This window comes from Marinobacter sp. HL-58 (genome assembly GCF_001314605.1).
Classification (GTDB): domain Bacteria; phylum Pseudomonadota; class Gammaproteobacteria; order Pseudomonadales; family Oleiphilaceae; genus Marinobacter.
Map to the genome: position 1 here is coordinate 126,654 of NZ_LIHP01000012.1, position 24,473 is coordinate 151,126.

The 24,473-nt window shown below is 57.6% G+C and carries 22 protein-coding genes; 14 read left to right on the forward strand and 8 right to left on the reverse strand.

Annotated features, from left to right (window positions below):
- Positions 1–108: 108 nt before the first annotated feature.
- Positions 109–1,947, forward strand: a complete 1,839-nt coding sequence (locus HLUCCO03_RS11145) for a diguanylate cyclase (protein WP_027832362.1) — start codon at positions 109–111, stop codon at positions 1,945–1,947.
- A 1-nt stretch (position 1,948) separates the two neighbouring features.
- On the opposite strand, the gene HLUCCO03_RS11150 is transcribed toward HLUCCO03_RS11145, so the two are convergent.
- The gene (locus HLUCCO03_RS11150; RefSeq protein ID WP_051603886.1) at positions 1,949–2,596 is read right to left on the reverse strand and encodes an alpha/beta fold hydrolase; all 648 of its coding nucleotides are present in this window, start codon (positions 2,594–2,596) and stop codon (positions 1,949–1,951) included.
- A gap of 233 nt (positions 2,597–2,829) precedes the next feature.
- Here HLUCCO03_RS11150 and ccoN point away from each other — a divergent pair, with 233 nt between their 5' ends.
- The 9 genes from ccoN to HLUCCO03_RS11195 all read left to right on the forward strand — a co-directional run bounded on the left by ccoN (position 2,830) and on the right by HLUCCO03_RS11195 (position 11,521).
- A complete protein-coding gene (ccoN, locus tag HLUCCO03_RS11155) occupies positions 2,830–4,260 on the forward strand; it encodes a cytochrome-c oxidase, cbb3-type subunit I (RefSeq protein ID WP_027832364.1) in 1,431 nt (476 codons plus the stop codon).
- Between the two features lie 15 nt (positions 4,261–4,275).
- Positions 4,276–4,884 carry a cytochrome-c oxidase, cbb3-type subunit II gene (ccoO, locus tag HLUCCO03_RS11160; protein ID WP_027832365.1) on the forward strand — a complete coding sequence of 203 codons (609 nt, stop codon included), beginning with the start codon at positions 4,276–4,278 and terminating at the stop codon, positions 4,882–4,884.
- A gap of 5 nt (positions 4,885–4,889) precedes the next feature.
- On the forward strand, positions 4,890–5,075 hold the full coding sequence (locus HLUCCO03_RS11165; RefSeq protein WP_027832366.1) for a CcoQ/FixQ family Cbb3-type cytochrome c oxidase assembly chaperone: 186 nt from the start codon (positions 4,890–4,892) through the stop codon (positions 5,073–5,075).
- Positions 5,072–5,962 carry a cytochrome-c oxidase, cbb3-type subunit III gene (ccoP, locus tag HLUCCO03_RS11170; protein ID WP_027832367.1) on the forward strand — a complete coding sequence of 297 codons (891 nt, stop codon included), beginning with the start codon at positions 5,072–5,074 and terminating at the stop codon, positions 5,960–5,962. Before HLUCCO03_RS11165 ends, ccoP begins: the two co-directional genes overlap by 4 nt.
- A gap of 132 nt (positions 5,963–6,094) precedes the next feature.
- A complete protein-coding gene (ccoG, locus tag HLUCCO03_RS11175; protein ID WP_027832368.1) occupies positions 6,095–7,528 on the forward strand; it encodes a cytochrome c oxidase accessory protein CcoG in 1,434 nt (477 codons plus the stop codon).
- A gap of 38 nt (positions 7,529–7,566) precedes the next feature.
- On the forward strand, positions 7,567–8,082 hold the full coding sequence (locus HLUCCO03_RS11180; protein ID WP_027832369.1) for a FixH family protein: 516 nt from the start codon (positions 7,567–7,569) through the stop codon (positions 8,080–8,082).
- A complete protein-coding gene (locus tag HLUCCO03_RS11185; protein WP_027832370.1) occupies positions 8,079–10,526 on the forward strand; it encodes a heavy metal translocating P-type ATPase in 2,448 nt (815 codons plus the stop codon). The genes HLUCCO03_RS11180 and HLUCCO03_RS11185 overlap by 4 nt, the downstream gene beginning before the upstream one ends.
- Positions 10,527–10,568: 42 nt before the next feature.
- Positions 10,569–10,823, forward strand: coding sequence for a cbb3-type cytochrome oxidase assembly protein CcoS (gene ccoS, locus HLUCCO03_RS11190; protein ID WP_036197560.1), 255 nt, complete (start codon positions 10,569–10,571; stop codon positions 10,821–10,823).
- On the forward strand, positions 10,823–11,521 hold the full coding sequence (locus HLUCCO03_RS11195) for a sulfite exporter TauE/SafE family protein (protein WP_027832371.1): 699 nt from the start codon (positions 10,823–10,825) through the stop codon (positions 11,519–11,521). The genes ccoS and HLUCCO03_RS11195 overlap by 1 nt, the downstream gene beginning before the upstream one ends.
- Positions 11,522–11,542: 21 nt before the next feature.
- Here HLUCCO03_RS11195 and ttcA read toward each other — a convergent pair whose 3' ends face one another.
- Positions 11,543–12,454, reverse strand: a complete 912-nt coding sequence (ttcA, locus tag HLUCCO03_RS11200) for a tRNA 2-thiocytidine(32) synthetase TtcA (RefSeq protein WP_027832372.1) — start codon at positions 12,452–12,454, stop codon at positions 11,543–11,545.
- A gap of 80 nt (positions 12,455–12,534) precedes the next feature.
- Between ttcA and HLUCCO03_RS11205 the strand changes: the two genes are divergently transcribed.
- The 3 genes from HLUCCO03_RS11205 to HLUCCO03_RS11215 are packed head-to-tail and all read left to right on the forward strand — an operon-like array spanning position 12,535 to position 14,933.
- Complete coding sequence (locus HLUCCO03_RS11205) at positions 12,535–13,173, forward strand: TetR/AcrR family transcriptional regulator (RefSeq protein ID WP_292016693.1); 639 nt, start codon at positions 12,535–12,537, stop codon at positions 13,171–13,173.
- Positions 13,174–13,200: 27 nt separating this feature from the next.
- Positions 13,201–13,863: a DNA-J related domain-containing protein gene (locus HLUCCO03_RS11210; RefSeq protein WP_027832374.1), complete on the forward strand. Its 663-nt coding sequence runs from the start codon at positions 13,201–13,203 to the stop codon at positions 13,861–13,863.
- Between the two features lie 50 nt (positions 13,864–13,913).
- Positions 13,914–14,933: a polysaccharide deacetylase family protein gene (locus HLUCCO03_RS11215; protein ID WP_027832375.1), complete on the forward strand. Its 1,020-nt coding sequence runs from the start codon at positions 13,914–13,916 to the stop codon at positions 14,931–14,933.
- Here HLUCCO03_RS11215 and HLUCCO03_RS11220 read toward each other — a convergent pair.
- Genes HLUCCO03_RS11220 through HLUCCO03_RS11235 form a run of 4 tightly spaced genes read right to left on the reverse strand, consistent with a single transcriptional unit; the run spans position 14,930 to position 19,506 of the window.
- Positions 14,930–15,937 carry a MalM family protein gene (locus tag HLUCCO03_RS11220; protein ID WP_027832376.1) on the reverse strand — a complete coding sequence of 336 codons (1,008 nt, stop codon included), beginning with the start codon at positions 15,935–15,937 and terminating at the stop codon, positions 14,930–14,932. The genes HLUCCO03_RS11215 and HLUCCO03_RS11220 overlap by 4 nt on opposite strands.
- Positions 15,938–15,972: 35 nt before the next feature.
- On the reverse strand, positions 15,973–17,598 hold the full coding sequence (locus HLUCCO03_RS11225) for an OmpP1/FadL family transporter (RefSeq protein WP_027832377.1): 1,626 nt from the start codon (positions 17,596–17,598) through the stop codon (positions 15,973–15,975).
- Between the two features lie 37 nt (positions 17,599–17,635).
- Positions 17,636–18,646, reverse strand: a complete 1,011-nt coding sequence (locus tag HLUCCO03_RS11230) for a hypothetical protein (protein ID WP_027832378.1) — start codon at positions 18,644–18,646, stop codon at positions 17,636–17,638.
- 59 nt (positions 18,647–18,705) lie between these two features.
- A complete protein-coding gene (locus HLUCCO03_RS11235) occupies positions 18,706–19,506 on the reverse strand; it encodes a C39 family peptidase (protein WP_027832379.1) in 801 nt (266 codons plus the stop codon).
- Positions 19,507–19,758: 252 nt separating this feature from the next.
- On the opposite strand from HLUCCO03_RS11235, the gene malT reads away from it, so the two are divergent.
- Positions 19,759–22,515 (forward strand): HTH-type transcriptional regulator MalT, encoded by a 2,757-nt coding sequence (gene malT / locus HLUCCO03_RS11240; protein WP_027832380.1) that lies wholly within the window; start codon positions 19,759–19,761, stop codon positions 22,513–22,515.
- Between the two features lie 26 nt (positions 22,516–22,541).
- Here the strand turns inward: malT and HLUCCO03_RS11245 are convergent, their stop codons facing one another.
- Both HLUCCO03_RS11245 and HLUCCO03_RS11250 read right to left on the reverse strand, forming a co-directional pair.
- Positions 22,542–24,005 carry a DASS family sodium-coupled anion symporter gene (locus HLUCCO03_RS11245; protein WP_027832381.1) on the reverse strand — a complete coding sequence of 488 codons (1,464 nt, stop codon included), beginning with the start codon at positions 24,003–24,005 and terminating at the stop codon, positions 22,542–22,544.
- Between the two features lie 20 nt (positions 24,006–24,025).
- On the reverse strand, positions 24,026–24,346 hold the full coding sequence (locus tag HLUCCO03_RS11250; RefSeq protein WP_027832382.1) for a TraR/DksA family transcriptional regulator: 321 nt from the start codon (positions 24,344–24,346) through the stop codon (positions 24,026–24,028).
- Between the last annotated feature and the right edge of the window lie 127 nt (positions 24,347–24,473).

Here is a 24,473-nt window from a genome sequence, read left to right on the forward strand (position 1 = left end):
ACCTGAACCGGGCCCGTTTCGGGAACCCTCAAATTTGAATCTGTTTAACATCTACACAGCCCGCAATTGACTACACTACCTGGCTTTGTGCTGGCAGGAAATTACCCGATGTTGCCGTACCTGCGTTGTCTTGTATCGTTCGTTGCGCTATTGCTTGCCACTGGTGTGGCCGTGGCCGACCGTCCGGCGCCTGATCGCTGCCCGACGCTGGACGCCAGCAGCCCGCAACAGCGGGCGTCACTGATGGAGCATGTCTGCTATCTCAGCGCGCCACCCGGTGAGCCTGCTCATGAAGCCAGGACACCGGATGAGCTGCCGGCAGACGCGGGCTGGCAGTCCGCCAACGGCCATGATTTGGTATTCAGTCACACCGACGCGGTTTATTGGGTGCGACTCAACGTGCGTAATTCCGGCGACACACGACAGCTCTGGTATCTGAAGCTCAATTATCCACTGCTGGATGAGGTTACTTTCTGGCATTCCGGCAATGACGGAGCTGCGGCCATTACCACCGGCGACCAGTCCCCGTTCATGTCGCGGGGCATAGATTACCGGTATTTCCTGCTGCCCGTCACGCTTGGGGGCAATGAAAGCCAGACCATTACCCTGCGGATACACAGCAGCGGCGCCCTCAATGTTCCCCTGTCACTGGAAACACCGGAAGCAGCCATTGCCCAGAGCAATCATCTGACGCTGCTCCATGGTCTTTTCTATGGTGCTCTGCTTGTGTTTGCCGCGTTCAATCTGTTGCTGTTCTTCAGTTCCGGCACCGCATACTACTTCTACAACGCCTTTTACATGGCCTCGCTGGGTCTTTTTCTCTTCGCCATGGGCGGTTTCGCCAACCAGTATTTCTGGCCGGACAGCACGGGATTTGCCAACACCTCCATTCCCCTGTTGATGGCCGTCAGCTCCCTGGCGATGACGCTGTTCGGCCGGTCGTTCCTGGAAATCCCACCCGACTCCCGAGCGGACGCGGTTCTCAGGGGGCTGACCGTAACCAGCCTTGGCCTGCTGGCACTGGCTTTCCTGCTGCCCTACAACAAATCCATCGTGCTGATCACCTCCGTTGCGCTGGTTATCATTGGCAGCCTGTTCGTGATCGGGCTGATTCGCTGGCGCCAGGGATACATGCCTGCCAAGTGGTACGTGATGGCCTGGTCCGGCATGCTGGTCGGGGCCTTCGTATACGCCCTGGCGGCCTTCGGTTACCTCGCCGACTTCCTGGCCCGCGAGATTTTCATGCAGGTTGCCGTGGGCGCCCAGGTGATTCTGCTCAACTACGCCATGGTACAGCGCTGGCGCCTGTTGAATCAGAAACTGCTGGACGTGGAGCAGAACGCCCGCACCAACCTTGAACTGAAGGTTCATGAACGGACGGCCCAACTGCGCAACACCATGAGAGAACTGGAAAGGGCCAACCGACAGCTGGCCACACTCAGCCTCAACGATGCGCTGACCGGCCTGCACAACAGGCGCCATCTGGATAACCTGTTACCGGAGTTATGCGCTGAATCCCGGCGCAGTGGCCAGCCGCTGACCATCGCGCTGCTCGATGCCGATCATTTCAAGGCCGTTAATGATGACTGGGGGCACGATTTCGGAGACCAGTGCCTGCAGCACATTGCCGATATCCTCAGGCGTCACGTAAAGCGCCCACGAGACGTGGCAATCCGCTTCGGAGGCGAGGAGTTTGCCATCTTGTTGCCGGGCACCGGTGCCGCAGGCGCCCGCAGGCTCTGTGAGCAGATTCTGGAAGATCTGGCCAGTACACGCCTGACCACCATCAACGGAGAAACGGTATCCCTGACCATGAGCGCGGGCACCGCAACACTGGCCCCGGGAGAGGACGAAAAGGAACTTTTCCGTAGAGCGGATGAAGCCCTTTACACGGCAAAAGCCGCCGGCCGAAATCGCGTGGACCAGTCGGAGCCGGAGCTCTCCTGATTCAGGAACAACGGCGCATGAAGTCCGCAGCCAGGCGCGCGGCCTGGCGAATCATCTGTTCGTGATTCTCCGGTTGCCGTGCCAGGGGGCGGTAGTCGTGATCGCCCCCCTCAAGCCATGACAGGCTGACAGACTTTATTGAATCCACACCTTTCTCCTCTACCTCGGGCCTTTTGCCAAACGGGTCCCGTGTGCCCTGGATAATCTGCACTGGGCGCTGCAGATCCCGGAAGTGATCTGTGCGCCAGCGATCACCCTTGCCCGGAGGATGAAACGGGTACCCGAAGCAGACAGCACCGCAAATTGCCGGATGAAGATCTTCCTGGGCAATCATCAGGCTGGCCATGCGGCCGCCCATTGACTTGCCACCAACAAAAACGGAGTTGCTCCCCGGCTCGGCCATAACCGCGTTGACAGCCTCGCGGAAGGACTCCAGCAATACAGGTTGACGGTCGGGTGGCCGTTTGCGGCCGTCCTGCCGGCGTTTCTGCATATAGGGAAACTCGAACCGCAGCGTTGTGACTCCCTCTTCCGCAAGGGCAGACGCCAGCCTTTCCATGAACATTGAATCCGCCGGCGCTCCGGCTCCGTGCGCCAGCAAAAGCGTTGGTGCAAGGTTTCCTTTCAGCGATTCAGACTTGTAAAACATTACAGGATTCACCATATCTGCGGATCGTGACTATGATTAAATGTCAGGGCATCCACGGATCCATGTTTCCCGGCCGCCCTGTAGCTTTCAGAAATACTCTAATATATTCGCCATGTTACTGATTTAGACGCATTTGACAGGGCTGCCGAGTTGATCTGTGTCATTGCAAATAGCTAATGCTTTCTCCATACTTGCGCCCGCATATTTCCCACTCTAAACCCATTGGTAAGGCTATGAGCACAGTAAATGCAAACCTGACATACAACTACAAGGTGGTAAGGCAGTTTGCCATTATGACAGTGGTATGGGGGATTGTAGGTATGGCCCTGGGCGTGCTGATTGCAGCACAACTGGTCTGGCCCGCCCTCAATCTCGACCTGCCCTGGACACATTTCGGCCGTTTGCGGCCGTTGCATACCAACGCCGTCATCTTCGGCTTTGGTGGAAGTGCACTGTTCGCAACAGCCTACTATGTAGTGCAACGCACCTGTCAGGCCCGCCTGTTCTCGGATGGCCTGGCGGCGTTCACCTTCTGGGGCTGGCAGGCGATCATCGTGGCCGCGGCCATTACCCTGCCAATGGGGCTGACAACTACCAAGGAATACGCTGAGCTCGAATGGCCGATCGATATTGCGATCACAATCGTGTGGGTATGTTACGCACTGGTGTTCTTCGGCACGGTCATGAAGCGCAGTACTCCGCACATCTATGTCGCAAACTGGTTCTACGGCGCATTCATCATCACTGTTGCGGTACTGCACATCGGTAACAGCATGGCGCTGCCGGCAACGGCATTCAAATCCTATTCGGCCTACGCCGGTGTGACCGACGCCATGATCCAGTGGTGGTACGGCCACAACGCGGTTGGTTTCTTCCTGACCGCAGGCTTCCTGGGCATGATGTACTATTTCGTGCCCAAGCAGGCCAATCGCCCGGTCTACTCGTATCGCCTGTCAATCGTGCACTTCTGGGCGCTGATCGCCACCTATGTATGGGCCGGCGGGCACCACCTGCACTATTCAGCACTGCCTGACTGGGCCCAGACTGCGGGCATGGTGATGTCACTGATTCTGCTTGCACCCTCCTGGGGCGGCATGATCAACGGCATGATGACCCTGTCAGGTGCCTGGCACAAGCTGCGTACCGACCCGATCCTGCGATTCCTCGTGGTATCCCTGTCGTTCTACGGCATGTCGACCTTCGAGGGGCCGATGATGTCCATCAAGACAGTGAATGCCCTGTCCCACAACACTGACTGGACCATTGGTCACGTTCACTCCGGTGCCCTGGGCTGGGTTGCCATGATCAGTATCGGTGCGGTATATCACCTGGTTCCGAAGCTGTGGGGCCTTCAGGCCATGTACAGCACGGCCATGATCAACGTGCACTTCTGGCTGGCCACGGTCGGCACCGTGCTTTACATCGTTGCCATGTGGGTTAACGGCATCATGCAGGGCCTCATGTGGCGTGCCGTAAACGAAGACGGCACCCTGACCTACAGCTTTGTAGAGGCACTCGAGGCGTCCTACCCGGGTTACTTTGTGCGCTTCCTCGGTGGCGTGATCTTCCTGGCCGGTATGCTGGTAATGGCATACAACGTTTACATGACCGTGCGTCAGAAACAGGCCGTTGCTCAGGACAATACAGCAGCGCAAGCGGCGTAACGGGAGACAATATTGATGAAACACGAAATAGTTGAAAAGAACCTGGGGATCATGGTCGTACTGATCATCCTGACCATCAGTGGTGGTTTCCTGGCCGAAGTCGTCCCGTTGTTCTTCATTGAAGAGACCAATGAACCGGTTGAAGGTCTGGAACCCCTGTCGGCCCTGGAACTGGAAGGCAGGGACATCTATGTCCGTGAAGGCTGCCATGTCTGCCACACCCAGCAGATCCGTCCGTTCCGTGCCGAAACCGAGCGCTATGGCCACTACTCCGTTGCGGGCGAGTTCGTTTACGACCGTCCGTTCCTGTGGGGCTCCAAGCGTACCGGTCCTGATCTTGCCCGTGTCGGTGGCCGTTATTCCGACGCCTGGCAACGACAGCACCTGTACGATCCGCGCAGCGTGGTACCGGAATCCAACATGCCGGCTTTCCCCTGGCTGTTCGAGGACCGTATAGACCACACCAATACCGAAGCCAAGATGAAGACACTGCAAACCCTGGGTGTTCCCTACAGCGATGAGCAGATTGCAGAGGCGACGGATGAAGTGCGGGACAAATTTGAAATCGAAGCACTGGTCGCGTACCTGCAGCAGCTGGGTACCGTGATTTCAGAGAAACGGTGATTCCCATGGATCTTAACGAGTTACGCGGCATTCAAACACTGATCATTATGTTCATGTTCTTCGGCATTATCTGGTGGGCCTACAGCTCTCACCGGAAGAAAGCCAATGAAGAGGCAGCACACCTGCCCTTCGACGATGATGAAGTGGAAAAGCGTACTCTTGAACAGGAAAAAACGGAGAAAAAACGATGAGTACCTTCTGGAGCATCTGGATCAGCGTGATCGTGCTGGGTACTGTGTTTGGATGCTGGTGGCTGCTTTATGCAACCCGCAAGAGCCAGACGTCTGATACTGAAACCGACAGAACTATGGGCCATTCCTTTGATGGCATTGAGGAGTACGACAATCCACTGCCCAAGTGGTGGTTCTATCTGTTCCTTGCCACCTGTATCTTTGCACTTGGCTATCTGGCGCTCTACCCGGGCCTGGGTAACTTCAAAGGCCTGCTGGGATGGACCTCCACCAACCAGTGGGAAGCCGAAGTTCAGAAGGCTGAAGCCGAATATGGCGAGCTCTACGCCGAGTTTGGTGATATGCCGGTGGAAGACCTGGCAGAAAATGATGATGCCATGAAAATGGGCCAGCGCCTGTTTGCCAACAACTGCGCTGTTTGCCACGGTTCCGCAGGCCGGGGTTCTCTCGGCTTTCCGAACCTGACCGACGACGACTGGCTGTATGGTGGTGACCCTGATTCGATCCTGACCACTCTTCATGACGGTCGGAATGGCAACATGCCCGCCAAGGGCACCATGCCGAACATGACCAACGAACAGGTCGACCAGGTTGTCAATTTCGTGCTGAGCTACAGCGACCGCGAAGAAGACGCCGAAGCTGCCGAAAAGGGTGAAGAGGTCTACGCCCAGGCCTGCTCTTCCTGTCACGGTGATGACGGCAAGGGCAACCAGTCCCTCGGTGCACCGAACCTGACCGACAACACCTGGCTTTACGGCTCCACGTACGACTGGATCCGGGAAACGGTGGTGAATGGCCGTAAGAACCAGATGCCCGCCCAGAGCGACCGTCTGTCTGACGACCAGATCCAGATTCTGGCGGCCTACGTGTACAGCCTGTCCAACTGAGTATCCGGCCGGGGCAAAAGCCCCGGCCTGGTCTGCTCAACCCTGTGTCTGCTCACGCGGGCACAGGCTTGAGAAGATCCTTCGCCCCACAGCCCCCTGTGATTCGGGCGCCACATCATCGGGAGGTTAACGATGAGCAGTGAGATTCCGGTCAAACAGGTTGACCCGTCCTCTGACGCCTCCGATAACAAAAACAAGAACACCGGAACTGTCGAGCTATACGCCAGCCGCAAGAAAATCTACGTGAAAGAAGTCAAAGGCTTCTTCCAGCGCATCCGCAATGTCAGTCTGACGGCCCTGATGGGCATGTATTTTCTGTTTGTCTGGATAACCGTGGATGGCCAGCCGCTGATTCACTTTGACCTGCCCGCCCGTGAATTTCACCTGTACGGAGCCACCTTCTATCCCCAGGACTTCATTCTGTTGTCCGGGATGCTGATCATCTGCGCCTTTGGCCTGTTCTTCATCACGACCCTGTTTGGCAGGGTCTGGTGCGGTTATACCTGCCCCCAGACGGTCTGGACCTTTATCTTCATGTGGGTGGAGGAGCGCATTGAGGGCAGCCGCAACAAGCGCATGAAACTGGACAAGGCGCCCCGCTCGGCGGAGAAAATTGCCAAGAAGTCGGCAAAGCACACGGCCTGGCTGCTGATTGCCCTTGCCACCGGCCTGACCTTTGTAGGCTATTTCTATCCCATCCGTGAGCTTATTACCGACCTGTTTACCCTGCAGGCCAATGGCTGGGCCTATTTCTGGGTAGTGTTCTTTACCGTTGCCACTTATCTGAATGCCGGCTGGATGCGTGAGCAGGTGTGCCTGTACATGTGCCCGTATGCCCGGTTCCAGTCCGTCATGTTCGACCCGAATACCCGGGTGGTTTCCTATGATCCTAACCGGGGTGAGCCCCGGGGCAGCCGCAAGAAGGGTGTTGATCCAGCGGAGCTCGGTTTGGGCGACTGTATCGATTGCGGCCAGTGTGTGCAGGTCTGCCCCACCGGTATCGATATTCGCGATGGCCTCCAGTACGAGTGTATCGGCTGCGCCCTGTGCATCGACGCCTGTGATGAGGTCATGGACAAGATGAACTATCCTCGCGGGCTTATCCGCTATACCACTGAAAACGAGCTTGAAGGCAAACCCTCGAAATTACTGCGTCCACGCACCTTCGGTTACGGGCTGGTACTGCTGGCCATGATGGCGGCCATTACCGTAACCATCATGACACGGGTACCCGCCGAGCTGGATGTGCTGAAAGACCGCGGAGCCCCCTTCGGCTACAACGGGGATGGCCGCATTGAAAACAGCTACACCCTGAAAATCGCCAATATGACGGAAGTGCCTCACACCTTTACCATTTCGGCTTCCGGCCTGGAAGGCATCAGAGTGCTGACCGAAGACACTGTGACCGTTGAAAGCGGAGAGAACCGGTCTGTGCCGACCGTGGTGGATGTTGATCCGGAGACCATCACGGAAAGCAACAATGCCATTGTGTTCCGAATTGAATCAGAATCGGACGAAGACCTGATTCTTGAAACTGAAAGCCGTTTTGTCGGTCCTAACCGCTGACTCCCGGGTAACGGGATCCAGCACTGAGAGATACAACCATGACTGAGAACACATCCACAGGCCCCTGGTACCGTCAGCCCTGGCTACTGTTCCTGATGATTTTCCCGGGCGCCGCTATCATCTGGTGCACGATTGCCATTACCGTGGCACTCAACACAGACAACGCCATGGTCACCGATGATTATTCAAAGGAAGGCCGCGGCATCAATATGGAAATCGCCCGGGACGAAGCAGCAAAAGACCTCGGGCTCAGGGCCAGCATGGCTTTTGAGGACCGGGAAATAAGCCTTTCCGTCGATACCAGTGACGGCAGCGCTGATTTCCCTTACCTGATTCTCAACCTGTTTCACCCGACCATCGCCGAGCGCGATCGCACCATACAGTTCCGGGCGGTGGGTGAGGGCCAGTACGTGGCAGACCTGAATCAGCCCATCGAGGGTCGCTGGTACTTTGATCTGCGCGGGCCGGATAACGACTGGAGACTCAAGGGTGAGTCCAATCTGCCATCAGAACGTCGTCTGACTCTTGGCGCGGGCGCTGAAGACCGCGGGTGAGCCCCTTGGACTGCTTTCACTGTGGCGAGCCGGCACCCGGCCGGCCTGCTATCACGCTTGAGCTTGAAGGCGAGTTACGCCACTTCTGCTGCCAGGGCTGCAAGGCCGTTTGCGAAACCATACGCGCAGAGGGTCTTGACGGTTTCTATCAGTTTCGCACTGAACCGGCTGTTACACCGAGGGAGCTGACCGGTTCCGAGCTTAACCGCATAAGGGAGCTGGACCACCCGCTGGTGCAGAAATCCTTTGTGTCGCCGGTTAAAGCAGGCCAGGAAGCGACCCTGCTGATCAGCGACATCACCTGCGCTGCCTGCATCTGGTTGCTGGAAAACCACATGGCCAGACAGCCAGGGGTAATTTCCTTCTCTGTCAATCACAGCACCCAGCGGGCCCGCCTGCTGTGGAACCCGGATCAGGCCAGACTCAGCGACCTGCTGATCGCGATCCATGAGCTCGGGTACCGGGCCCGCCCCTACCAGGCGGATGAAGCGGAACAGGCGCTGAAAGCCGAGCACCGGTCGGCCTTGATTCGCCTCGCCGTTGCCGGTATCGGCTCTTTCCAGACCATGATGCTGGCATTCCCGCTGTATTTTGAACTGGTCAGCGAACTTACCCCGGAATTCATCAGCTTCTTTCGCTGGTTCAGTCTTCTGGTGGCAACTCCCGTTGTGCTCTACAGTGCCCGACCCTTCTTCACCAATGCCCTGCGTGATATTCGCAGCAGACACCTGACCATGGACGTGCCGGTGGCAACGGCCATTGGCCTGGCCTATGTCGCCAGCGCCTGGGTCACCATGTTTGGTGGTGAAGAGGTGTATTTTGAATCGGTCTGCATGTTCACGTTCTTCCTCCAGTTGGGTCGATACATCGAGATGCAGGCACGATACCGGGCCGGCCTGACCGGCAATGCCCTCGCAGGCTTCCAGCCCATGGTCGCCAGCCGCCTGAAGGGTAACGAAACGGAAATTGTTCCGAGCCATGATCTTGCCGCCGGTGATCTGATCAGGATCAGACCAGGGGAAACACTGCCTGCCGACGGGGTGATCGTCAGCGGGCACTCAACCCTGAACGAAGCGGCCCTGACCGGGGAGTATCTGCCGGAAACCCGGAATCCAGGTGACGAGGTGCATGCCGGCAGCGTCAACGGTGAGAACCCGATCGAGGTGGAAGTACTTCGTGCGGGAGCACAGACCCGCCTGTCCGGTATTCTTCGCATACTTGACCGGGTTCAGTCGGAGAAACCGCCCGTTGCGTTGATGGCGGATCGCATCGCCGGGGTCTTCGTCAGTCGCGTGCTGATCCTGGCACCCTTGATCTGGATCGGCTGGTGGCTGGCCGGGGCAGACAACGCTTTCGACATCACCCTGTCGGTACTTGTGGTGACCTGCCCCTGCGCCCTTTCCCTGGCCACTCCTACCGCTATTACATCGGCCACCATGCGGCTGCGCAAGCTCGGTCTTCTGCCCACACGGGGGCATACCCTGGAGTCGCTTAACAACATCGACACAGTGATTTTCGACAAGACCGGAACCCTTACCCGTGGTGAGCTGAGCCTGGTGGACACCCATGTGTTCGGAAACCGCGACAAGCAACAATGCCTGGAAATGGCGGCTAGCCTGGAAAAACACTCGGAACATCCTGTTGCCAGAGTATTCCACCACCTGCGAAGTGACTCTGCCAGGGACGTTCAGAACCACCTGGGTGGCGGTTTGTCCGGCGAACTCGACGGGCAACGTTTTTTTATCGGCCACAGGGAATTTGTTCAGGACAATGTCGGCCAGCCGCCCCCAGTCAGCGACGATCACCGGGGCATGGAAATCTGGCTGGCAACCGACAATCAGTGGCTGGCCCGTTTCATACTGGATGACGAGCCCAGGCCAGAAGCAAAGGAAGCGGTACAAACACTGCAAAAGGCCGGTCTGCGCACCATCCTGCTCAGCGGGGACCGCTCGGGCCATGTGGACGAGATTGCCCGGATCCTGGGTATTGATGAAGCCATCGGCCAGGCATCACCCGAGGACAAGCTCCGGGTACTGGAAAGGTTAAGAGAGGAAGGCCGGCATATCATGATGGTGGGCGACGGCCTCAACGATCTGCCCTCCATGGCCGGCGCCGGGGTATCCGTCGCCATGGGCAGTGCCGCGGATCTGACACAACTCAGGGCAGACGCCGTGCTGCTTAACGGACAACTGACACAGCTGGCCGAAGCCCTTGATACGGCAGGACGTACCCGCCGAATCATTCGCCAGAACATGGCCTGGGCGCTCGGTTACAACCTGTGTGCCCTGCCCCTGGCCGCCGCCGGGCTGGTACCACCCTGGCTGGCAGCCATCGGCATGTCCCTGAGCTCGCTGGTGGTGGTGCTCAATGCCCTGAGACTGGGACGAACCCCTGCGACCGCAGAGCGCCCTGTACCGGCGGTTGGCGCCGAGGCAACGTCCTGATACCGTGGGAAAGGAATCACCTTTAATGCTTGAGGTAACATCATGAAAATCGTAATGATCCTCGTACCGGTCATGCTGATACTTGTCGCCTTGGGCATTGTCCTGTTCTCCTGGGCGGTGAAAAACGGCCAGTACGACGATCTGGACGGCCCCGCCCATCGCATTCTCTATGATGATGACAAGGACAAAATACCGGACGATGCAAAGCAACCGGGGCAGGAGGCAGCCTCACGCAGTCACCGGGCTTCCGGCAGCAAGAACGACGACAACAGCGCCGGAGACGACCAGACGTCCTGATGAGTGAAGAACTGTACCTGAGTTATTCCAGCGCCTTCCTGATCGGATTACTGGGCAGCACACACTGCCTGAGCATGTGCGGTGGTATCAGTGCTTCCCTGTCCATGGCACTTCCCGTCGGCAAAGGCTTCCGCCTTCGCCAGACAACCATGCTGCTGGCCTTCAATGGTGGCCGCATCGGCAGCTATGCCCTCATTGCAGCGCTGGTCGCCCTGCTCAGTACCAGTGCCACCGGTTACTGGACACAACTTGGCCCGGTTCTGCGAACCCTTGCCGGTATTTTGCTGATTCTGATGGGGCTTTCCATGGGCCAGTGGTGGCAGGGAATCCGATATGTGGAACGCATCGGTGGCCCGGTCTGGAAGCGCCTGTCGCCGCTGACCAAACGCGTGCTGCCGGTGCACCATGTCGGGCAGGCACTGGCACTTGGAGCGCTCTGGGGATGGCTGCCCTGCGGCCTGGTCTACAGCACGCTGGGGTGGGCCGCGTTGCAACCCAGTGTTGGCAGTGCCGCCGCAACCATGCTGTTCTTTGGCCTGGGGACCCTGCCCTCCATGCTGGCAACCGGATATGCGGCTACCTGGATCCGCAAGTTGCGGGAGCATAAACATTTCCGGCAGGTTGCCGGGCTGCTGCTGATCGGTTTCGGGATCTGGACCCTGCCCCTTATGGCGATGATGCATTCAGGGCACGGATAGACACACCCGGGGCCCGGGGTGTCAGAGATTGAGTACGTCCAGCCTCCCGAAATCCGATTCCGGCTCAGCGGTTCCGACAGCCGCCGGCCCGCTGGCTGATTGCCGAACGCCTTCGCGGAAATCATACAGTGATGTATCGGCAAGATGGGACGGCTCCACGTTGCACATGGCGCGAAACATGGTTTCCAGCCGTCCGGGGTGCTGTTTATCCCAGGTCTGGAACATGTCCTTGATCACCTGGCGCTGCAGATTCTCCTGGGAGCCACAGAGGTTGCATGGAATGATCGGGAACTCCCTCATTCGGGCATACCGGGCAATGTCTTTCTCACGGCTATAGGCCAGGGGCCGGATGACGGTATTGCGGCCATCATCACTGTGCAGTACCGGCGGCATGGACTTGAGCTTGCCACCATAGAACATGTTCAGGAACAGGGTTTCCAGCAGGTCATCCCGGTGGTGGCCCAGGGCAATCTTGGTGACACCGTGTTCCTCCGCAAAATTATAGAGAATTCCGCGGCGCAGGCGGGAGCAAAGTCCGCAGGTGGTCTTCCCTTCCGGCACTTTTTCCTTAACAATACTGTATGTGTCCTTCTCGATGATGTGATACTCGATACCGAGTGCAGACAGATACTCCGGCAAGACCTCTTCCGGGAACCCGGGTTGTTTCTGGTCCAGGTTCACGGCAATCAGTTCAAAGTGCACCGGCGCACTTTTCTGAAGGTTCAGCAGAATATCGAGCATGGCGTAAGAGTCCTTGCCGCCGGAAAGGCAGCACATGACTTTATCGCCGGCTTCAATCATCGAGAAATCAGCAATTGCCTGCCCCATTTCCCGGCGCAGGCGTTTCTGCAGCTTGTTGAATTCCAGTTTCTGCCTGCGCTCTGCGTCAGAGGCCGGGACAGAATCAGAGTTGGCAGTGATTGCTTCGGGCATAGAAATACGTCGTTCATAGGGTCAGTGAGCGTTGGATTATACGCGTGCAAATGTTCCAGGGACAGGATACAGACATGGATATGTCAGCGACAAAAAAGGAAACGCCCGGCAAGCGGGAATTCAATCGTATTCGTAACCGCAGGGCGATACTCGATGCGGCCCGGGAGTGTTTCCGGGCCCGTGGTTACGACAACTCCACCATCCGCGATATTGTTCGCCGCACCGGCCTCGCCGCAGGCACCTTCTATAATTATTTTTCCAGCAAGCAGGACATCTTCGCTGCCCTGTTGACGGATTTCCTGGGCCAGCTCAACCACAACCTTACGGAAACCAGAAAAGCAGCCCGGTCAGCGGACGAATTCATTTACTCCGCCTACCTGGCATTGTTCCAAGCCACGGCCAGTGATCCACTGGTGTATGAACTGGCTCACCGTAATGACCACGCCATTCGGGAGCAGTTCGGCGCCGACATTCTCGGCCTTACCATGCTGTCACTCGAAGAGGACGTCAGAAGCGCCGTTGAACATGGGCTGCTGCCGGACATCGATCAGGAATACCTCTGCGCCGCTTTCTTCGGCGTCGGCTACGAGCTCAGCCTGCGCCTTGCCCAACGCGCTCACAAGCACCCCGATAAGGCTGAAGCAGAAGCCAGGAAAGCCACCCGCTTTGCAACCAACCTGTTTCTCAACGGGCTGAGACTGGAAGCCCCTCTTCCGTAACAGCGCCCGGTCACCTACCATAACGGAATGACTCAACCTGACCTGGCCACAGATGCAAATCAAGCTCCCGACTCCGGCGACCAGGACGAAAAACTGGATTTCCAGATTCAGCACCTGCTGGTCGCCACCGAGCACATCCTCCGGCAGAACCCGGCCGGTATCAACGAGCTTGGGCTGATCAAGACCCTGCAAAAGAAGCCCTGGGAATTGATCGGCACGGTCAATTTCGCAGAACCGGATAAGCTCTATCCGGTTCATTTCCTCCTGTTCCATGTGCTTTACCGTCTCCGTGACCAACTGGCAGGCGGCGGCGAAACCCTCACCATCTCGCCGCTGGTCATCCGCCTCCGGCAGACCACTGTGGTTGGCGGCACCGGTGTTCCGGACCATGCGGACGAACTGAGAAACTTTTACCTGGATCTGTCCAGGTACAGGATGCCGGAAGAGTCCATAAACCGGATGATGGATGATTTCTGGGCGGGACGCTCCGGTTACCAACCCGGGCTTTCAGAAGCCCGGGATGCAGCAACCACTCTGGGCTTTGACACTATTCCGGAAGGATTTGAAGAGGTAAAGTACCGGTTTCGCAGAGCGGTGATGCGTGCCCACCCGGACCGGGGCGGAGAAACCGAAGCCATTCAGCATCTTAACCGCGCCTTTGCGGTGCTGAAGGCACACTTCAGGACCTGACCCTTACGACGACGATGCGGATCACAGAGGACCATACTATGGCAAAACGAATGACGACCCGATTATTTCTGGTGCTATGGCTCGCGGGCCTTGCCATAAGCGCGAAAGCCGATCTGGTGGTGCTTCAGTACCATCATGTCAGCGATTCAACGCCCGCTTCCACAAGCACGTCTGTCTCGCTGTTTGCGGAACAGCTGGAGATGATCGAGGAACTGGAAATCGACGTTGTGCCCCTGGAATCCGGAACCCGTGATGCGCTGGATGGCAAACTGAATGATCGCAAGCAGATTGCCATCACTTTCGACGACGCCTACGAATCGGTTTACGACACTGCGGTGCCGGAACTGGAAAAACGGGGCTACCCCTATACGATTTTCGTCAATACCGATGCGATTGGCAGTCAGGGATACATGACCTGGGAACAGCTTGAAGAAGTGCGTGACAACGACGGCGTGACCATCGCCAACCACAGTGAAGACCACGGCCATCTGGCCAGGCGTCCTGACGAAAATGAAAGTGACTGGACTCAGCGTGTGGAACGGAGCCTGGACAAGGCCCAGGACACCCTCGAAGACAGGCTGGGCACTGACGTTCCGATGTTTGCCTATCCCTATGGCGAGTTTGACGAAGCCCTGGAGCGCAAAATCGAGGAGCGAGGATGGCTGGGCTTTGGCCAGCAGTCCGGTGCCATCGGCGAAACCTCTGGTGCCACCCGCCTGCCCCGCTTTCCCATGGCCAACGCTTACGGGCAACTCAACGGCCTGAAAGACAAACTGCGGAGCAAGGCTTTGCCCGTGGATGCCAATCAGCTTCCTGACGGTGTCATTGATGAAAATCCACCTACACTGACTTTCACCGTACCCGATTCCATCAGCGTCGACAGGCTCACCTGCTTTGCGTCCGGACAGGGGCGGGTTGATTTCGATGTATCCGGGGATGAACTGACCCTGAAAGCGCCGGACAGATTCAACAGCCGCCGTTTTCGTTATAACTGCACCCATCCCGTGTCGGATGGCAGTTTTTACTGGCTGTCCCAGCAATGGCTCGACCTGAGCAGGCCGGAGGACTAGTGCCCCTCTTCCCGTGACAGGCCCAGCTCACCGGTACGGGTGTGAGGAATTGCCTCAGGCCCGTATTTGCCTTCGATAACCGTTTGGCCGGCCAGATCCTCGTCACGGGTGAAAATCACCATCCAGCGCTCTCCCCGCCCGGGAAATACCGGAATATAAGCGTTCAGGTAGCCATGACTGTGCCAGGACTCCGGGACATATTCCGCTACCAGGTCGGTCACTATTCGCAAGGGCTCAAATGACTCATCCAGAAAAGCGACAGAGGGCACAAAGACGCCATCTTTGGCAAACGATCGGAGCTGAAGAATAAAATCCCTGTGCAGATCCGCCGAAGGTAATCTGACCAGCCGGTAGGGACTGTCGCCCGTGCTGAAGGAATAAACGCTGGATTTCCGGTTCAGGTTAATGCCGAACTCGCGGCCCTGCTGCCACACCTCCGGCTCGGACCTGTCCATATCCCGGCAACACTGGCGCGACCATTGCGTGAAAAAGGACTCTGCGCCCGGCTCCATTCCCAGAACCGCCCGGGCTTGTGGGTCGGCCCCTTCGGGCAGATCGGTTTCAGCCGTTGCCTCTCCGGCCTGGTAAATACTGGCCTCGGTCAGCTGGACCGGCGGTTTGACCCGGCCTTTTTCGACTGCGGATCTGGTATCCGGCTGATAATAGCTGGCACGGACATTACCCTCGGCATCCCGCCAGGTGAAATAGGGCTGTGGTTCGCCGGGCCGGACATATCCGTCTTTCTCCAGCTGGTTGCCGTCCGGGTAGTTCTCCAGATTGAACTCGTCGTCAGCAGTCTCTGATGCGTCGTCCTCCGCTGTATCAGAGGACGACTCATCGTCATCACCGGACGTTTTCGGTATCGGGGTATGCCGCACCTGCCCCTGGTCATCCACCCAGGTGAAATAACCGTCGCGGGCGCCGGATGAGTCAGGGCCGGAGGACTGGCAACCTGCGATCGTGGCGACCAGGCATATGACAACCAGAAAATGGCATCTATACATCGGGGCTGATTACCCTGTTTGCAGGCGCTTTCGCGTCAGAATTTGGTGCGGAAACTGAGCCCCGCCATCGCAACCCGCAGGGAAGTTTTAACATCCAGCCCCGCATACGGGTTATAGATGATATTGGTTATGTTGTCACAGTTCAGGTTACAGCTTCCATTGGCAGGAATCGTTTCAATGGACTGAAGGTAGCTCAGGTTCATATCGATTTCTGTGTCCTTGTCCCACTGATAACCTATCCCCACGCTGTACAGGTTGGCACCACCAAACGGCGCCATGATGCTGCGCTGATCATCCGGTATGACCGAGTCCCGTATTTCCACCCCTGCCCGGAGATCCAGCCGTGAGGAAGCATGGAATTCCAGGCCAAAACCCCAGTTCCACTGGTCGGTAAACCCAAGAGGCAATCTCAGGGTCTCGGAAGTGGCGTTGTCCGGCGAGAGAATCTTCGCGGCGTTGAGGAATTCCAACCTGCGATCAAACCGGAATACGAACGCGTCCCACTGTTTGTAGTCGGTCCATCCCACGTCCACATTGACTGTCAGCTTCGGATGAACATCCACGCTGATGCCGGTCTGGAAATGCTGGGGATAGGTCAGATCCATGGATACGTTACCTGCCTCCCTTGGTGCGCCGGATGGAAGGCTGAGTATGGCCGAGGTAATGGCACCCAGAACCGACCCGTTCACGCTCTGCCAGAAGCCGGACCAGTCGTCGGTATACTCGATTTCAAAAGTACCCTTTAGATTCATGTCGGCTTCGGAGGTATAGCTGGCACCCCAGCTGAACCAGTCCGTCGGTTCCCACATGACACCCAGCGCATAGGTGGGCGACAGGGTTTCCTGAACATTGATACTGAGCGCGCCAATATCGTCCCAGGGGCCGACATTACCGCCGCAAAGTGCAAGCCACGGCTGCAGAGGCTCGTCGCCGCTTTCACAGTTGAAGGCATCCTGAAGTACTTCTGCAACACCCAGCAGCATGTTGGGAGCGCGCATGTACTGGTCCGCGGCTATACCCATGTGGGACAGATGAATACCGGCACCCACCGCCCATTCGTCATTGATCTGGTAACCGACGGTTGGTGACAGATAGGTTGTACGCTGGAGCGCCGTTGCCTGTGGCATATAGCGGCCGGGATCTTCCTTGTCACGGTAGAAACCGGCTGCAAGCGGCAGATAGAAGGCATTACCAAAGGTCAGCTTGGACCCCGGAGGGTTGATGCTGATGCCGGCTGACGGAGCAACCGCCGGCCCCGGCGGGGCCCTGAGAATGCCAACCCCTGGCACATAGAGCGCAACGTTATTGGTATGACTGTGCTTGTTGGCAACGGGATCCCGCTGTTTACCCGTCAGTGGATCCGTCTCCAGGCCATCAATGCCGAAGATCTCATAGCCCTCCGGGGCATGGAAATCCGCATCAATGTCCAGGTAGACACTCATCAGATTCACTTCAAGCTGGCGACCGTCAAGCTTGGTCAGGCCTGCCGGATTGTAGTGGATAGCCATGAGGCCCGGAGGATCTGCCGTCACCGCGTTCCCCAAGGCCAGCGCTTTGGGGTGGATTGTCAGGTTCTGTGCCAGCTGCGCCTCGACACCACAGGTCACCGAGGCCGCCATGATGGCACCGGCAATCCGTTTTTTGTGGCTGCTTATACCCATGAAATCTTCCCTTCCCGTAGAACGTCAGAGGCTGAACTCACTCTTTGAGACCTGAGAATCGGATGGGCAGGGACACACCCAACGAAAAGTCCGGGGCGTCTTCGGTCAGGCCGATACCAATACTGGTATTGACGATAGTGGTATCGCTTACACGGGTACCCAGTGACATGCTGAGGAAGCCACTCATCTGATCCTGGGCAACCGCCTCGGACCCATCACTGAAGACGAGCATGGTTTCGTCGCTGTAACTCAACTGCGCCGAAATGCTCAGAGAGATGTCGTAGGAAAGTGAATAGGCGAAACCGCCCGAGGCGGATAACCCGAAGCCCGGCTCGACCTCCTCCAGGACACGACCGCCCCGAACCTGTTGCAGACCGGTTTCAGGCAGGTTGTAAGTGGCGCTGGTGGAACCGAATACCACTACCGGGTCAAGAACCTTGGAGAAGCTCAGGCCACCGGCCAGGGAGTAATAACCGTTGCCCGTCGAAAGCTGTTCGTCGATGTCTATCTCATAGGGGCTCACACCGGTTTTCGACGTGAACGTACCGAATAACGTGGTCGACATCTTCCCCGGAACGTAGGCAAACGGCTGCCAGCGTGCGGTAGCTGAAATATCGCCGAAATCGTAGACACTGAGCTCGTCCTGGGTGTCGTGCTTCACGACCAGTGGAATACGGGTGCCTATCGTCAGGTTATCCAGCAAACCGTAATCGTAGGAGAATGCGTTGGTGAAGTTGTGGGTCGCAGAAGGAACCACGTCCAGATTCCGTACCGAGCCATCAGTGATCGCCAGGTCCAGTCGCTGGTCACCCGTGTAGGAGTAATCGAAGGAATAATTCAGGGAATGGGTTCCCTTCTTCTGGAGCGAATAACTGGTCTCGGCGGACTGGAACACCTCTTCCAGTTGCTTTGACGAGTCTTCATCGCCCTCCTGCTTTGAGAGTGCTTCCCTGGCCTGGTCTACGTTTCCTTCCTGTGACATTGCCATGGTTGAGTAAAGGCCAGTCACGGAAAAAAGGATAAAACCTCGCACTAACCAACGATTCATCCTGACTCCCTTATTTTACTTGTAGTGGTTGCTGCGCCCCGGCTTTGCGCCAACGCACGTTAATTGCGACGATAGAACAGCTGCTTTCGGGTATTCTCGACACTGCCGTCCGGATTGTTTTTCTGACGTTCCAGCATGTTCCGGATCCGTCGTTCCGTAGATTCGTGAAATTCGGGAATCTTCTGCAGGGCCAGTAATGTCATCGTCTGGTCATCCACGAACCGCAGGTCCTCTTCTTTCAGCTCGAGGTAATCCAGTGGTTTGTCACTGCCCGGGAAGACGATAAAGAGAACATTGTCGTCCCACTTTTCCTCGAACTGGTCGAGCGTGAAGGAGATGTTGCCAACCGCCGGGTCTGCCAGGTACACGCGCCCGTCGCGGATGGTTCTGAGTACCACGAAGTGCTTGAACCCGGCGTGCTGAATGGGAACGATGGCCGGGTGATCAAGGTCGATCAGATCATCGATGGTGGCGCGGAAGCCACCGGACGGGTAACCCAGGGCGGTTACCAGGCGCTTCATGTCCAGCATCGAGAACGCCCGGCGCTGAACAATGCGCTCACTTTCGCCATAATGAAGCAGGCCTTCCATCACTTGCCTCTCACCCAGGTTCCGGCCCAGGTAGTAATTGAGCACGGTGGTCAGCGCCGCACTGCCACAGCTGTAGTCATAGGCCTGCCGCACAATATTGCGAAACTGCTGTTCTACCAGTGGCTCCACACGCGTGTCGGTTCTCAGCTCGACCGGGCTGGTGTCGAAATCCTGCTCAATCACGACGGTCCCCTGCTGATAAGGCTCAACCTCGACTGCCTCCTGGGCCATGGTGAAAGTGAGAATGGATCCGGCGAGTACCAGCAGCATGGTCAGACGAAGTCCCTGTTATTATTAGACATGACGTTTCCCGAGTTACATCTTGTTACGGTAAGATACCGAAATCGCTACCTCCTTAAAGATAACTGTGCCTCAAATCTGCCGGTGCAGAAGGGGTCCTCCCTACCCGTTTTGAGAACTGGTTCATGCCCGCCAGGACACAGCGCGGAGAAGTTGACGCCGAAGATGAAAGCCGGTATCACATCCCTTGCCACTGTCTGATACCAATTACTGAAGATCCTGATGACAACAACACTGAATCCGGGACAACTGACGTTCATTGCCGCCAAAAACCAGAGCCCGCAGCCACCACCCGCCTTGCTGCACCGGGAGAAGTTCAACGACCTTCTCCATGATCTGGAGCCGGTAAGCCTGCTGCTGGTTCACGCCCCGGCGGGTTACGGCAAGACCACCACCGTGGCAGACCGCCTCGACGTTCCGGAGGCAACCACAGCCTGGTACCGGCTGGAAGCAGGCGACAATGACCCGGCCCGATTCGCGGGCTACCTGGCCAAAGCACTGGAAGTAGCCGTGCCCGGCAGCTGTGCTGCTACTCTTCGCAAACTGCAGGAACAGGGTTACGACAATTCCGAGAGCTTCCTCACCGATCTGCTGGCAGAACTGCCACTGGACGAGGGCCCGGTGTACCTGGTTCTGGACGACTACCACCTGATCAGCAACCCGGAGATCCATGACGCCCTGCGTTTTCTGCTGAGGCATCAGCCGGCCAGCCTGACACTGGTACTGATTACCCGGACCGTGCCGCCCATCGGCGTTGCCCAGTTGCGCATGCAGGGGCGGATGTCTGAAATCACATCCCGGGATCTGGCTTTCGGTGCTGATGAGGCGCAGCAGTATTTTGACAGCCGCCTACCGTTCGAGATTTCCCGTGAAAGTATTGAGAGGGCCGTCAGGCGGGTTGAAGGCTGGGTGTCTGCGCTTCAGCTTCTGTCCGCTTCGGCAGTGACCAGCATTGAATTCAATGATTTTGTGGATCAGCTCGAATTCGGCAATCAGCATATTTTCGACTATTTCGACGAACTGGTTGGCCACGGCCTGACGGACCAGCAGCGGAAATTCCTGCTGCGCACCAGCATTCTGGACCGCTTCAATGCCAGGATGGTCATGCGGGTAATGGATGACAGCAACGGCCAGGCGCTACTCAGTGGCTTGCTTGCCATGGGGCTGTTTATCAACCCCGTAGACAACTCCGCCCTGTGGTTTCGCTACCATCCGTTATTTTCGGTTTACCTGCGGCATTTGCTGAATTGCACAACAGAGGAGAACCGGCAGCAGTTGCATCAGCGTGCCTGCGACGCCTGGCTGGAGCTGGACCACGCGGAAGAAGCGGCCAGGCACGCCATCGAAGCCGACGACCCGGAGCGAATTACCCGGGTACTGACAGTCCACGGCCAGAAATTCTTCACCGAAGGCCAGTTCATGCTTCTGCAGCGCTGCCTTGATGCCCTGCCCCAGGATGTTATTGCCCGGGACCCGACACTGACCCTGCTCCGGGCCTGGGTGGCCCAGGGACAATACCAGTTCGATGAGGTGGAGAACTGGCTGTCGGCTGCCGAAGCAAGACTGGCAGCATCCATGACTGAAGACACACAGCGGGCTGTATATGCCGAATTCAGTGCCATCCGCGCCCAGGTTGCGATGAATTATGGTGACGGTGAACGGGCACTGGTACTGGCGAGGGAAGCCATAGACCAGGAGGCCCGCTACCTTCCCACATCCCGCGTAGCCGCTGCCTCCGTCATCGGGGAGGCACTGTTCGTGCAGGGCGAGCTCGAAGAAGCCCTGGTCCGCATGCAGGAAACCGAACATCTGGCCCGTGCTCACCAGGCGCACCAGAACGTGATCTGGGCATTGTGCCAGCAGTCCGAAATCAGTGTTGCCATGGGGTTACTGCAGAAGGCGTACAACATCCAGGAACGTGGCTTCCAGTACGCCGAAGAAAACAATCTCAACCACCTTCCGATTCTGGAATTCCTGTTCCGGATCCGCAGCCAGATCATGTGGGAATGGCACCATCTGGAAAACGCCGAGCGCTGTGCCCTGCAGGGTATCGAGATTCTGGAGGCCCAGGGCGAGCGCTGGTACGTGCAGAGCTACACCTCCCTGGCCAAGGTTGCCCATGCCCGTGGGAGCCAGAGCCTCTGTGCCGACTACATTGCCAAGATCCAGAAAATGCTGGCTTCGGGCGATTATCATCTGGACTGGGTTGCCAATGCCCACGCCACCATGCTCGCCTACTGGGATGCCGTCAGGGACCATGACGCCATCCAGCGCTGGCTCACCATTGCACCACCGGTGGACCCCGATTCCGCCACCAATCATTTCAACCAGTGTAATGGCCGCAACCGGGCCCGGGCCTACATGAGCCTGGGGCTTTACAGCAAGGCACAGCCGCTGTTGTCAGGTTTGCAGACGGTGGCGGAACAGGTTGGCCTGAAAACCGACCTGAATCGCAACCACATTGCCCTGGCATTGCTGTACTGGAACACCGACGACAGGGAGAATGCACTCCGGCACATGGTGACCGCGCTCCAGCTGGCCAGTACCACCGGTGCCGTGGGTAGCTTCCTGCGCATGGGCAAGGTATTGATTGTGATACTGAAGGCGCTGATCAATGACGAAGCCATCGACGGCATGGAACTGCAACGGGCGGAAAGACTCATCCAGCTGGCGCAGCAGCAACGGGATTTCAGCCGCGCTATTCGCATATCACTGGATGAAGCCATCATTCAGGATATCATTGACCGCCCCGATGTACCCGAGCTGATCCGGACTTCACCACTCACACGCCGGGAGTGGCAGATACTGAGCCTGATTCACGCCGGGCTCTCCAATGACCAGATTGCCGAGCACCTGAAAGTGGCCTCGACAACCGTCAAGACCCACATTCGCAGCCTGTACCAGAAGCAGAATATCAGCCACCGGTCCGAGGCCATTGAACTGGCCAAGGACCTGCTCAGCAAGATCCAGGGCGAGTGACGCCGGGGCCTTGGCAGCGGGCCCCGTCACATGGTGAATACCAATCCCAGCAGCAGGTAGGTAAGTGCCGTCACCACGACGATGCCGAGTATGTTCAGGGCAAAGCCTGCCCTGATCATATCCTGGATTCTCATGTGGCCACTGGAGAACACAATAGCGTTGGGTGGCGTTGCCACCGGCATCATGAAGGCGCAACTGGCGGCAATGGCCGCCGGCACCGTCAGTAACAGCACGGCCATGTCCTGGGACATGGCCAGCGCCCCCAGCAGCGGGAGAAAGGCAGCCGCTGTAGCTGTGTTGCTGGTTACCTCGGTCAGGAAAATGATAACCCCGACAACCAGGGCGATCATCGCCAGAGCAGGCAGATGACCCGCCACCGACAGGCTTTCCGCAATCCATTCCGCCAGCCCGGAGCTGCTGATCACCCCGGCCATCGCCAGACCACCACCGAACAGCAACAGGACGCCCCAGGGAATGCCCTGGGCGGTCTCCCAGTCAAGAACGAACTCGCGCTCTTTCAGGTCGACGGGAATCAGAAACATGGCGATGGCGGCGGCAATGGCGATCCCGGTATCACTGAGCCAGGGCATCAGGCTGTCGGCCAGCAATGGCCTGAAAATCCAGGCGGCGGCGGTTACCACAAACACCAGCGCCACCAGTTTCTCCGCCTTCTGCAGAGGGCCCAGGGCTTTCAGTTCGTCCCTTATCATCTCACCACTGCCGGCCTGGCTACCCAGCTCGAAATCCTTGCGGGTAAGCCACCACCAGGCCAACAACAGCATCGTCAGCGAAACCGGTACCCCCAGCAGCATCCATTGGCCAAAACCCACCGATATGCCCTGATTCTCACTCAGGTAGGCGGCCAACAGCGCGTTGGGAGGGGTGCCAATAAGCGTGGCGATTCCACCTATGCTGGCAGAGTAGGCGATGGCCAGCAGCAAGGCGGTGGCATAACGCCGGATACCGTCCTGGTTGGATGAGTCCATCATGGCGATCACGGACAGGCCAATGGGAAGCATCATGATGGAAGTCGCGGTGTTGCTGACCCACATGCTCAGAAAGGCTGTTGCAATCATGAACCCGGCAATCTGGCGGCGTGGTTTGTCACCCATACCCCGCAGCGTCAGTAAAGCGATACGCCGGTGCAGATTCCACCGCTGCATGGCCAGCCCCAGTGTAAAGCCACCCAGAAACAGGAAAATGATGGGATTGGCATAAGGGGTTGTCGCGTCCTTGATGCTGCCTAGCCCGAGTGCCGGTATCAGCACGATCGGAACCAGCGCTGTCGCCGGTATCGGGATCGCTTCCGTGGACCACCAGGTGGCCATAAGCAGCATAAGCCCCAGTGCGGCCCAGGCTTCTGCCCCCATCCCTTCGGGAGCAGGGATAACCAGGGTCATAAGCAGGAACAGGGACCCCAGAATCAAGCCAATGGCCCTGCTCCGTGGCAGTCCCTCGGGTTTATTGTCAGAACTGGCAGCTGCCGACATCAAGCCTCCTCTTTACTGAATCAGTCTTCCGCACACTTTACGCATACGGTGGTGTAGGGTAATACCTGCAGCCGCCGCGGGTCGATGTCTTCGCCACAGCGCTCGCATTCATCCCCCAGGCCATTGGCCAGGCGTTCCAGGGCATGCTCTATCTGGACCAGTTCATTGCGGGTTTCAGTTTCCAGTGAATCCACAACCTCATCATTCTGAGTCTGGACCGCCTGTTCTTCGAAATCTTTCTCCAGGGCACCATCCTGACGATGCTGATGGGCCTCGTACTTTGCCAGCCTTGCCTTCAGGTCGGCACGCAGGGTTTCGAGTTCTGACTTGCGATTACTCATAAGGACCTCCAGTGCCGGGGGTATCCCCGGATAATTACCGCATAGAGTAAAGCATAAGCCTGACAGGCATTTGATGCTTGTCAAAATTGACCGACCTGATCCGGGCCACAATACCGCCAATCAAGTG